Below are 10045 nucleotides of genomic sequence, written 5' to 3'. Positions count from 1 at the left end.
GCCGTTGCACCCCACCCTACGAACGGAATTGCCGCTGCCGCAGATAGAGCTGCGTTCGCGTAGTCTCCACGTGCCGCATATATTCCCGCATTCAGTAAATCCGCTGCTTCTCCGATACCTGGAATCAGTCCTGCCACATCGAGCACCACTTGCGTGATGTCTAGTGCTTTCTCCCAGAAGCTTTTCTTTTTCTTCGGTTCAGGTTCCGGTTCTGGTTCCATATCTTCGACATACACGGCACATTTCGTTTGTAACGAATTGTTGAAAATGACTTGCAAGCCGATTGATTAATTCCCAATCGGTCTCTTCATATTGAATAATCGGCTCTCCTATAGGAAGCCCTTCTCCGATGTTACACGAAATATCTGCTCCGGGATGTTCTTTCAAGATGTTCTTTAGTAGCGTATCATAGGTCATCGAGATATCCTGAAAAGATCGTTTTCTTTTCTGAGTATCTAATTGGATACTGCCAGATAAGCTTTCAATCTCAACATAATAGACACCATTCACATGCGTATTTTTCACGGAGGAAATTAAACCTTTAAAGATGATCTTTTGCGGTCAATTTAAAAAAGGAGAAAAAAAACAGACCAATCATTGGTATCTAACCATAATCGACCTGTTCCTTGAAACGCTAATTCGTTATGTAGAGTATAATGAAGGATTCATTCGGCACTTGACAGCCTCCAATTAACAGTTAAAATATTCTTTCAAAAAATCTTGGAAAGTTACCCAAGTTTCTTTTAACTCACCTTGTATAAGTAATTCATCTCCGCCCTCAAAATTAACTTTATATACTTTATCCGTAATGGTATCAAGAACGAGTACCGCATTTGTAGACATCTCGCTTAAAACAAGAAACTGTTTCGGCCACCCATGCTCTTTCCGAGAAATAAGTGTATACGACTCAATATTATTTTTTTCCTCTACGATATCTAGCAACTCAAAAGGTACGTCTTCTTCCCAAAACGGGCCGCTATACTTATTATAAAATTCACGAAACGTATCGGATACAGCTACACCTAATCGAATTAAAGCTTCATGTACTTCAGCTCTATTTTGACGCTTGTAAGTGCCAACTCCTAGAATTTGTTCTATACCCACAGGTAAATTACTCATTTAGTCTCCTCCTAATTCATTGAGCCCCCGTCTTTACCTGTCGCATCAGTAGTAATCTTAATCTAGATAATGAAGAAGGAGCTCTCCCGTGGTCTTTAAATCCTAAGGAAGCACCTATACCATTATAAATATTTTTAACATAAGACATTACAGACTCGATCATTCATTTATTAAATATCCATAAAAGTATTTCCCGCCTATTTTCCAGTCCATTTTTGAAAGTACATTAACATAATTGAGGACATCGTTGAATTTCTCATCTGTAACAATTGTATTGTACTCAACAGGGCTTTTAATTCCACTATATACTTTATCTTATGATGCAATTCCATATTTATTAGCAATGCTAGAAGAATGGGAGGATACCAATGTAGAAGATACAATTAGGAATTCCTTGGACATTATGCTTAACTATTCTGATACATTAGATGAAAAGGCAACAGTTGATGAAATCGGAAGTCTATATCTTGATTATATAAAAGGAATTAATAATGAAAAGTATTATTATTACATGAAGCGCATGATGCAAATGTGTCCGCATTATCTTCAGATACATTGGGAAAAAACAATAAATTTTCATTGTTTAATAGATCTTGATGTGACGCAACCGAACAAAATAATCTTATAGATAAATTCATAACATTTTCATCCGTAGCGGTATTCAACAATTGAATCAGTAAACTTTTAGCTGTAAAACCACCTAGTTTTAATAAGTCATTTATTAATAAGATACACTGTTTTTCAGTGGTTATTTTTGTAATAGATTCTTTCAACAAACTAATATCTTCACCATAATTTTTTCTCCATACCAAATATTATCGGTCCACGTATCTGGAAAGAGTGTACTTGTCTTGATTTTTGCAAGATTCCCATCTGGGAATTGAGTTGTAAACTTTACTTTTCTTGTTCCATCAGCATTAATTGATATCTCTTCAACCGCATAATTGGGATTACTATTTGTTATATCAGGTAATGTCCATCAATTAACTCATTCTTATTTGGGTTTTTACGTTGTCCAAGTAAGATTTTATTTCATCACTAATTTTACTTGTGTAAATATCACCCGTCCCCTAAGTACTAATCTTAAACTTGGAAAAAAAGAAGATAATGATTATTTTACCGACCATAACCATTTATCAGAGAGATTTGCATTCTGTTTTATGTTGAAAGGTAAAAAAAGATCACAATACAGGCGGTCAGCTCGTATTGTGGAGTATTGCACAGGTTAAATATGAATTGGTTGAATAACAGGTTCATCCTTCTTCCCTCCGCCGCAACGCTTGGATCCTGCCACAGTGGATGCCCATTGGAATGCTGTAAACAGCTTCTCTCCGCACAGTTTCTCGACCAGATTTCCGACATATTCGTTCTGCAAGCCCACTTACATCCCTTGTTCGGATGCCATCTCCATACCGTACTGGGACGCCATATGCGTTGTGGTAGATAAGACTTTTGCCAATTTAGGACTCTTCATCGCTAGTGTCTGCATCACGTTCTTCAACTTCATCACTTGCTCGCCTATACCGAGGTTGTCCCCTATCTTCCTCGTTGCTTTCCCTGGCAACTTCATCCATGTACGCATTAGCGGCTTTGTTATTCTTAATCAACCAGAAATCGTACTTCGTTTTCATTAGTTCAACCTTCCTTCTTGTGCTGTTATGCCGCCGCTCGGCGGCTGTAGAATAGGGAAGGCGGCTAGCCCGAAACGTTACCTCACCTGTATATGTCTACTGGTCGTCACCAGATTGTTCTTACACTGTAATCATCGCGGCAAGTAGCCAGTTGGTTGCGGCGTAAAATAAAGATTGTTACTTTTCTTACTGTAGTAATCAGGCTACGTCGCTTTGGAGTCGCGGAAATCTTCTGTTCCCCCTCCCTTTCAGGGCGGCGTATTCTACAGTTGCATATGATATTGAAAAACTGTGAGAAAACGAAGACAACAAAAAACAGGTCAATCATGGTGGTATCTGACCATAATCGACCTGTTCGATGTAAGGCTATTACGTTATTTAGGGTATGAAAATTAAAGCATTGATGTGCTTACAAACAAAATGACGAAATCTCTATATGGGTATTACATGGGTTATATGTGCTTATGGTTGGTTGGATGATGGATTCATTCGGCACTGGGTAGCCTCTTCTCGTGTTGCCAAAGCCTTTCATAGAATGACTGAACTTTATTATTCTATTTCTTCTGGTTTTCTAAATAAACAAAGAGTGTCCAGTGCCTCGAATATGTCATCTCCGAACTTAAATAATGAATACCCGTTTTTTCCAAAGACCTTCCCCGATTTCGAGATAAACATTATTAAATTTCCACGGTATGCATCTCCAATTATAACAAGCGGCTCTTTCACTCGCGCCTCAAACTCCTCAAAATCTTCTTTTTCGTAGTAATCCCCAACAACTTCTTCAGGGCTAAAATGGAGGGTTTCCAAACTTCCATCCGGATACTTAAATTTATATTCAACTCCACCAAATAGACTTAATGCATCAATCACTGGATTGAATACTTGATACCCCATCGCCTCTAAAAACTTTACTGTCTTGGTTAAATCAACCTTGTTATTTGGATTCCATCCAGCTTGTAGCAGTATATCTCTTGTTTCATCTGACAAGTTCCGCATAAGCATCCTCCTTTTTTTCAAAAGTACTATTCATGAAAATCATTAATGAAATCTAAAAATGTCTTTTGACAGTTTCTGCATGACACTTTATATTTCCCATTACCGTTAACCGTACTTATTAATATATCTTCTATTTTTGAACCTGACCATAATAGTTGATTGACAGCCTGAATTTCAGCACAGTTTTCGACATGCCATAGTTCGAAACTTTCATCGTCCTTATACAGATTGTTAGGGTCATTTTTGGCTTTCTTCCTTGTTTCTTGTGCTATCTTAATTAAGTCAGGATGCGGTTCCATAACACTTGGATTGAATTGTCCTTCCCTAGCTCCATTATAACCAAATGTTGTTTTAGGTTTTTTACCACCACCGTTGTTATGTCTACTGCGGCACTTATTACATCCGGTTTATATTTCCCACCACCATGTCCATTTTCATCTATAGGTTTTTTGATTCCACCGTTCTTAAGGAACTTAACATGGTCGTCTAACTGCTCTCTAGCAAAATCCCTAGAATCCTCAATTTGCTTTTGTCTTTTAGCATCTCCCGTCCCCTCAGGGCCAGAATCTTTCTCTTTATCTGATTCCTTACCACTCTTTCCAGTATCTTCATCCTTACTCTTACCTTCCGAATCTTTCTTATCCCCATCCTTCTTCGACGTCGTTGAATCTTTAACCTTCTTACTCGGCTCAGGACTCTTCGTCTTATCCGGCTTATTCGTCTCTTCCTTCTTCGACTTAGGTGTATCTTTATCTTTCTTACTCGTATCTTCTTTCTTGGTCTTATCTGATTCTTCCTTCTTAGTCTTATCCTTATCCTTCTTTCCAGATCCGCCGCTTGAGGAACTGCCGCCACCATCTATAATACCAGAAGAATTATTTTTTCCACCGCTACGCTGGAACCCATGATGGATATCATGGTTAGTGCAGCACGCATCTTATCTCCGCCATATTGCTCGACCAGATCTCCGACGAGTTCGTACCGCATTCCCTCTTGCATCGCATGTTCCATTGCTAGACTCTGAGCATACTGTTTCGCAACATGCGTTGCGGTAGATAAGACTTTAGTCACTTTAGGACTCTTCATCGCCAGCGAATGCATCTCGTTCTTCAGCTTCATCACTTGCTCGCCTAGTCCGAGGTTATTTGCTATATTTCTCGCATTGGTAAAGACTTTACCCTTACTTCCACTCATGATCCCTGCTGCCATATCTCCGGTTTTACGTAGCGATTTAACCGCGTCTACGGCTCGTGTTGTGGCTTGCACGGCTTTCTTACCTGCTTTGAATGCACTAATCCCTTTGCCTACGAACTTAGCACCTGTTGCCCCCACCCTACGAATGGAATCGCTGCTGCCGCAGATAGGGCTGCGTTTGCGTAGTCTCCACGTGCTAGGTATATCCCCGCATTCGCTAAATCCGCTATTTCTCCGATGCCTGGAATCAGCCCCGCTACATCTAGCACCACTTGTGTAATATCTAGCACTTTCTCCCAGAAAATTTTCTTTTTCTTCGGTGGCTCAGGTACCATATCTTCGACATACACGGCACATTGTTTGGCCATTACTACACGTCACTCGCTGCTGCCGTTTCTCTCGTAGTGTCACCTATGGATGCGCCATTAATGGTTCGTCTCTTGTTTCACTCTAGTAAGCTTGATTCCCGTGAAATCTCTTCATAATATACTTTCTGCTACAGCCAAATGATCACAATTTCCGTTTCTAACCTGTACTTGTCTTACCACTCATATTATTTCACATACAAAAAAAAGGGTTTACTCCTACTCATAGTTCAAGTGGAATAAACCTTTATATTTTTTCAAATTGTTTATAAGTGTATGGTTGGATTAGTCTGTGATTAGATCTTTAGATTCACAGGTATTTACTCTACATACGTCAACTATATCATTTACATCATACTCATCAAATTTTTCAAGAAGTGCTTCCAACCCATGTGTCAGATTATATTCTAATTCTTCCTGATATATTGGAGAGACTACTACAAAGCGAATTGTCTTCTCCTCACTGACCCTCACAGAATAAAAGTCTTCATTTTCCCGGATTGGAGGTAACAATAACATACTCGTAAACTTATTGTTTGGTGCAACTGGTTCCGGGGGATCACCGTTAGGAATGGTATCTCCATAACAAAACCAAGTTTCTTTTTCCAGTGGGAACTTTCCAAGCTTTCTAAGCCAACCAAATGGCCAATAATCATTAAATTTTTCTATACCTTCTTTATTAACAGGCCAAGATGAAGGAAGATACATCATTAACTCTGTATATTTCCACTCGTTATCATCTTCTGGAACATCAGCAGGTAATAGACTCATTCCTGAAGTAATGATGGTATGGTAGTTTCTATTATCATTTGCTTTAATTGTCCCTTAATGGCTTAAGCCAAGAATGGAAATGAACTAGGCTATCTAGATGGCACTCGATTCTTAGCGTATTCTTTCTCGACTTTGGAACGAAGGTCAGTTGATATGAAATGTGCAGGTAATGCCCACTATCTCTCATATGCAAATGATACTTGAAACCCTTTTCCTTCAAACTCAAGGAAGCATTTAGATACTGACGTAATCTTAACTTGAAGGGATTAAAGAAATCCCAGTAGATGTCCGTAAACTCGACTACAATGCGGTCAATCGAAACTTGTACGTCTTTCATGTTCAACCCCCCAACCGAAATTTTTTAACGAATTTCGGACTATATTAGAGGGCAAGGTGGCTGGCCTTACAATGTTGCCTTACCTTTATATGTTGACTTATATGGTATTTTACAGTTGCGAGTAATTTTGAAAAAACCGCAGATAACAAAGATAACAAAAAACAGTTCAATCATGGTGGTATCTGACCATAATCGACCTGTTTTTTTGTAACGCTTTGCGTTATTCAAGTTATAATTGTCAAGCATTATTGTGCGTACAAACGAAATGACGAAATCTCTATACGGGTATTACATGGGTTAAGTGTGTTAATAGTTGAATGAAAGGTTCATTCGGCACTGGCACTGGGTAGCCCCCCCATTATTGATATTCTATCGTACCTAAGAATCTCAGGTAATTAGATAGAATTGGAGCTTCAACAATTTCCCCAGTGTGCTTAAAGTTATAAAGTAAAACTACCGCATTAATATCATTAGGCAATCCTACCTGAACTAGCTTTTCGAATCTTGGGACAATTTCATCATCATAAGAAAATCCTTCAAGTAATTGATTCAGGTCATTACTCACCGTTTCATAATATTCTGCTTCTCTAACAGCATCGTCATATCTTCTAATCTCAAAGCGTTTTGCAAATATAGATGGAAAAAAATCTCCTTCATCAGAATAAGAAACAGCGAGTAATCTATTCAATTCTTCAGTGGTTTGAACTTTCCCTACCCACAGTGATACAAATCCTTCCTTTTCCATGTTAAGCCTCCTCAAGGTTTTAGCCCCTCTGGTAGAGCATCTACTCCAACTTCGAATTTATAATTTTCCCAATTTTGTAATCTTCTTTTAAACATTTAGTAATCAATAGTAATCTTAAACTTAGGAATAAAAAATGATAGTTTTTTTGTGGCAACATAAAGAACCCCCAGACAAGTAGTGAATACTCGTTTGGAGGGAATGATTGACTTGCAATGTTGATTTACTCAAAACCAATTACTATCCATTCATCAACATGATCCCAAAAATTAATATTATACTTAGGCTGTGTTTTTGCTGACCAGAAAGTAGCATTAACATCACTGCAATTATTATAATCTATTGCAATATATGAACCCATCCCATTACTAAAAAAACCAAAGGACGTATTCAAATCAATTTGCAACGGTTCTTTTAAATCATTAATAATACTCCAGTCAAAATCATCATCACCCAAAAACGGTATAAATTCGAATGGTAATAATCCCATAGATACACTCGCATAATAATAAAAACCATTATGAACATTTTCATAGAATTGTTGAATTGATTCAGGAAACATACTCCAATTTTGTTCTAGTTCATCATTATGAAACTTTTCTTTTGGATTACGTCCTTCGTAATAACATATTTCATTATTCGGTTTTTTAATGGTATATAAAATTGAATATCTAGTAGAATGCCTACCCTCTATTTCCAACAACTCTATATTTTCAAGATTTTCATATAGGTATGATATAGTAATACTCAACTCTCTCCCTGAGTATTTCCTCCAATTTTCTAGAACCTTTTGGATTCTATTTTTAGCATTGTTCTCACTAAAAATGTCTCGCCAAATATCAGGTATCATATCAATATAAGTATCACTTATTTCATCCAATTGCATAAGACGTGCGCTTTTATTAAACTTTCTTAAATACTCAATCTTCTCATTCATCTAATCATCGCCTTTCTTAGGGTCATTTTTTCTATTTTGCTTATTAAGATCATCAATTTGTTTCTGTAATCTTCGTTCCATCTCTCTTTCTATTTCAATCATTTTCGCTCTAAACTCTGGATTAACCTCAATCTCTCCTTTTTGACCTTTCTTATAGTGAGTCCATTCCTCATAACTTTTATCTTGCTTAGATCCGTTTGCAGACCTACTTAATCCTTCGAAATTGTCTAAGTTGTTTATTACCTCTAACTTTTGTTTATGTGTTAGTGTATCAAAACCATCCATATCAATAATTTTTTCATAGGCTACTATATGATCTGGTTCATATCTTGCTTTTAATTGTTTTCCGTCTAATACAGGATCTGGTACTGGTAATGCTGATTCATCTAGTCCTTCATTTACTTTATCCCTTGCTTTATCATTTGGCGTTCTGTTTCTATAAAATTCACGTTCTTCATCAGAAATCTTTCTATTTCCGTATCGTGGAGGAGTTCCAACTTCACCCGTCCCCTCAGTACCAGACTTCTCTTTTCCTTTATCTGATTCCTTACCACTCTTTCCAGTATCTTTATCCTTGCTCTTACCTTCCGAATCTTTCTTATCCCCATCCTTCTTCGACGTCGTTGAATCTTTAATCTTATAGCGGTAAACGATGGTTAGATATATAATTCATTCGGCATATATAACCCGCAGGTGGCTTATTCAGTTCAGTGGGTGGATCAGAGTCTTTACTTAAACGGGCTTCTGCATTTGCTGCTTTATAATCTGCTGGACGGTTTGTTGGTGTAGTAAACTTAATTTAAAGACGTGGAAGCTGCTATTAGAAGGCAGGGCGACTAGCCTAAAAGTATCCTTCCTCTATATGTTAACTGGTCATCACCAGATAGTGCTCTCACATAATAGACGAATATAACAAAAAAACAGGCAATCATGGTAATATTCGACCATAATCAACCCGTTTAATATAACGTAACTTTGTTGTTAACGGTATAATTATCACCCTTCGATGTATGTACAATCGAAATGGTGATATTTTTATACCGGTAATACAGGGGATATATGTGCTATTGATCGAACGAAGAATTCATTCGATCAATAGGGGCATTCCCCCTATAAAGTCTTATCCATCATTTTGCTCTTGGTTTTCCAAATATTTTTCAAAAATTCCTCTAGCGCGCTTTTTTTCCACAGATGGCTCTAAACCTAAATATTTGTATCTCCAAATTACTTGCCTCTCAAAATCATCGACTTCGGACAAATCCTCATAATCAAAATCAATTTTAAAATCTCCTGTACTATCAAGTATGAAGGTTAGGCTTGTCCATACATCTTGATTATTTTGTACAGACTCTTTCCACAACTCCTCAAAAAAATCTGAGAGTTTATATCTCAACTGATCTACATGATCTTTGTCCACCTCAAACAACTCTGTTATCTCAAGAACATGAATTGGGTTCTCGTTTCCTTCAGAATAATAATAAAATCCAACTTTGGAGACTTTTCTCGACCAGATCTCCGACGAATTCGTATCGCATTCCCTCTTGCATCGCTTGTTCCATTACTAGACTCTTACCGTACTGTGTCGCCACATGGCCTGATGTCGACAAGACTGATGCCATTTTAGGACTCTTCATCGCTAGGGATTGCATCACGTTCTTCAGCTTCATCACTTGCTCGCCCAGACCGAGGTTGTTTGCCATCTTCCTCGCATTGGTAAACACTTTCCCCAGACCTCCGCTGGCGAACCCGGATGCCATATCTGCGGTTTTACGCAATGCTTGGACCGCATCTACGGCTCCTGTTGTTTCCTGCCCCAACTTCGTACCATCATTCTTGTATCGATCCTTCATTTAAATCACTTGATCTAAAACATTATCTATTGTTTCATTATTATTAGAATGGCCCTTTTTGTTCACGTTTTACATATTAGTAGTAACTTTCCTTTTTTCCTTT

The 10045-nt window shown here is 37.8% G+C and carries 18 protein-coding genes and 1 pseudogene; 1 reads left to right on the top strand and 18 read right to left on the bottom strand.

Going from position 1 to position 10045, the window contains the following annotated elements:
• From PGLA_RS28440 to PGLA_RS29865, 4 genes are all read right to left on the bottom strand, one after another.
• On the bottom strand, positions 1 to 221 hold a 221-nt coding region (locus tag PGLA_RS28440), incomplete at its 3' end, for a hypothetical protein (RefSeq protein WP_169810208.1).
• Complete coding sequence (locus PGLA_RS22655; RefSeq protein ID WP_068537409.1) at positions 199 to 525, bottom strand: type VI secretion system Vgr family protein; 327 nt, start codon at positions 523 to 525, stop codon at positions 199 to 201. The genes PGLA_RS28440 and PGLA_RS22655, both read right to left, overlap by 23 nt.
• 165 nt (positions 526 to 690) lie before the next feature.
• A complete protein-coding gene (locus PGLA_RS22650; protein ID WP_068537407.1) occupies positions 691 to 1119 on the bottom strand; it encodes an SMI1/KNR4 family protein in 429 nt (142 codons plus the stop codon).
• A 159-nt stretch (positions 1120 to 1278) separates the two neighbouring features.
• Complete coding sequence (locus PGLA_RS29865; protein ID WP_425415413.1) at positions 1279 to 1389, bottom strand: hypothetical protein; 111 nt, start codon at positions 1387 to 1389, stop codon at positions 1279 to 1281.
• Between PGLA_RS29865 and imm47 (PGLA_RS29465) the strand changes: the two are divergent.
• A pseudogene (gene imm47, locus PGLA_RS29465) lies at positions 1355 to 1621 on the top strand (Imm47 family immunity protein); the annotation flags it as partial. The gene PGLA_RS29865 and the pseudogene imm47 (PGLA_RS29465) sit on opposite strands and share 35 nt — an antisense overlap.
• On the opposite strand, the gene imm47 (PGLA_RS27660) reads toward imm47 (PGLA_RS29465), so the two are convergent.
• From imm47 (PGLA_RS27660) to PGLA_RS27175, 14 genes are all read right to left on the bottom strand, one after another.
• Positions 1605 to 1892 carry an Imm47 family immunity protein gene (gene imm47 / locus PGLA_RS27660; RefSeq protein WP_245700273.1) on the bottom strand — a complete coding sequence of 96 codons (288 nt, stop codon included), beginning with the start codon at positions 1890 to 1892 and terminating at the stop codon, positions 1605 to 1607. The pseudogene imm47 (PGLA_RS29465) and the gene imm47 (PGLA_RS27660) sit on opposite strands and share 17 nt — an antisense overlap.
• A gap of 452 nt (positions 1893 to 2344) precedes the next feature.
• Positions 2345 to 2494 carry a hypothetical protein gene (locus PGLA_RS28250; protein WP_161487985.1) on the bottom strand — a complete coding sequence of 50 codons (150 nt, stop codon included), beginning with the start codon at positions 2492 to 2494 and terminating at the stop codon, positions 2345 to 2347.
• Positions 2495 to 2579: 85 nt separating this feature from the next.
• The gene (locus PGLA_RS28245; protein WP_161487984.1) at positions 2580 to 2750 is read right to left on the bottom strand and encodes a hypothetical protein; all 171 of its coding nucleotides are present in this window, start codon (positions 2748 to 2750) and stop codon (positions 2580 to 2582) included.
• A 549-nt stretch (positions 2751 to 3299) separates the two neighbouring features.
• The gene (locus tag PGLA_RS22640; RefSeq protein WP_161487983.1) at positions 3300 to 3737 is read right to left on the bottom strand and encodes an SUKH-3 domain-containing protein; all 438 of its coding nucleotides are present in this window, start codon (positions 3735 to 3737) and stop codon (positions 3300 to 3302) included.
• A gap of 35 nt (positions 3738 to 3772) precedes the next feature.
• Positions 3773 to 4045, bottom strand: a complete 273-nt coding sequence (locus PGLA_RS28240; protein ID WP_068537403.1) for a hypothetical protein — start codon at positions 4043 to 4045, stop codon at positions 3773 to 3775.
• Positions 4046 to 4604: 559 nt separating this feature from the next.
• Positions 4605 to 5078 carry a hypothetical protein gene (locus tag PGLA_RS22625; protein WP_145939648.1) on the bottom strand — a complete coding sequence of 158 codons (474 nt, stop codon included), beginning with the start codon at positions 5076 to 5078 and terminating at the stop codon, positions 4605 to 4607.
• Complete coding sequence (locus PGLA_RS22620; RefSeq protein WP_068537398.1) at positions 5051 to 5308, bottom strand: hypothetical protein; 258 nt, start codon at positions 5306 to 5308, stop codon at positions 5051 to 5053. Before PGLA_RS22620 ends, PGLA_RS22625 begins: the two co-directional genes overlap by 28 nt.
• 282 nt (positions 5309 to 5590) lie before the next feature.
• Complete coding sequence (locus PGLA_RS22615; protein ID WP_281197451.1) at positions 5591 to 6124, bottom strand: suppressor of fused domain protein; 534 nt, start codon at positions 6122 to 6124, stop codon at positions 5591 to 5593.
• Positions 6120 to 6413 (bottom strand): hypothetical protein, encoded by a 294-nt coding sequence (locus PGLA_RS22610; RefSeq protein WP_068537395.1) that lies wholly within the window; start codon positions 6411 to 6413, stop codon positions 6120 to 6122. The genes PGLA_RS22615 and PGLA_RS22610 overlap by 5 nt, the downstream gene beginning before the upstream one ends.
• 358 nt (positions 6414 to 6771) lie before the next feature.
• Positions 6772 to 7158, bottom strand: coding sequence for an immunity 22 family protein (locus PGLA_RS22605; RefSeq protein WP_068537394.1), 387 nt, complete (start codon positions 7156 to 7158; stop codon positions 6772 to 6774).
• A gap of 220 nt (positions 7159 to 7378) precedes the next feature.
• A complete protein-coding gene (locus PGLA_RS22600; protein ID WP_068537392.1) occupies positions 7379 to 8092 on the bottom strand; it encodes a superoxide dismutase in 714 nt (237 codons plus the stop codon).
• Positions 8093 to 8377, bottom strand: a complete 285-nt coding sequence (locus PGLA_RS22595; protein ID WP_068537390.1) for a hypothetical protein — start codon at positions 8375 to 8377, stop codon at positions 8093 to 8095.
• A gap of 835 nt (positions 8378 to 9212) precedes the next feature.
• On the bottom strand, positions 9213 to 9527 hold the full coding sequence (locus tag PGLA_RS22585) for an immunity protein YezG family protein (protein WP_425415412.1): 315 nt from the start codon (positions 9525 to 9527) through the stop codon (positions 9213 to 9215).
• Between the two features lie 31 nt (positions 9528 to 9558).
• Positions 9559 to 9942, bottom strand: coding sequence for a hypothetical protein (locus PGLA_RS27175; RefSeq protein WP_084411427.1), 384 nt, complete (start codon positions 9940 to 9942; stop codon positions 9559 to 9561).
• Positions 9943 to 10045: the final 103 nt, after the last annotated feature.

The organism is Paenibacillus glacialis (genome assembly GCF_001637205.1).
In the GTDB taxonomy this organism is placed as follows: domain Bacteria; phylum Bacillota; class Bacilli; order Paenibacillales; family Paenibacillaceae; genus Paenibacillus_AQ; species Paenibacillus_AQ glacialis.
The sequence above is the reverse complement of the archived record's forward strand: the minus strand, read 5'-3'. Positions and strand labels throughout refer to the sequence as shown.

Bases quoted from the DNA above. Each gene is read 5' to 3' on its own strand.
- PGLA_RS22605 (WP_068537394.1), bottom strand. From the start codon at position 7,158: ATGGAAAAGGAAGGATTTGTATCACTGTGGGTAGGGAAAGTTCAAACC.
- PGLA_RS22650 (WP_068537407.1), bottom strand. From the start codon at position 1,119: ATGAGTAATTTACCTGTGGGTATAGAACAAATTCTAGGAGTTGGCACT.
- PGLA_RS28245 (WP_161487984.1), bottom strand. From the start codon at position 2,750: ATGAAAACGAAGTACGATTTCTGGTTGATTAAGAATAACAAAGCCGCT.
- PGLA_RS22595 (WP_068537390.1), bottom strand. From the start codon at position 8,377: ATGGATGGTTTTGATACACTAACACATAAACAAAAGTTAGAGGTAATA.
- PGLA_RS27175 (WP_084411427.1), bottom strand. From the start codon at position 9,942: ATGAAGGATCGATACAAGAATGATGGTACGAAGTTGGGGCAGGAAACA.
- PGLA_RS22600 (WP_068537392.1), bottom strand. From the start codon at position 8,092: ATGAATGAGAAGATTGAGTATTTAAGAAAGTTTAATAAAAGCGCACGT.
- PGLA_RS28240 (WP_068537403.1), bottom strand. From the start codon at position 4,045: ATGGAACCGCATCCTGACTTAATTAAGATAGCACAAGAAACAAGGAAG.
- PGLA_RS22610 (WP_068537395.1), bottom strand. From the start codon at position 6,413: ATGAAAGACGTACAAGTTTCGATTGACCGCATTGTAGTCGAGTTTACG.
- PGLA_RS22620 (WP_068537398.1), bottom strand. From the start codon at position 5,308: ATGGCCAAACAATGTGCCGTGTATGTCGAAGATATGGTACCTGAGCCA.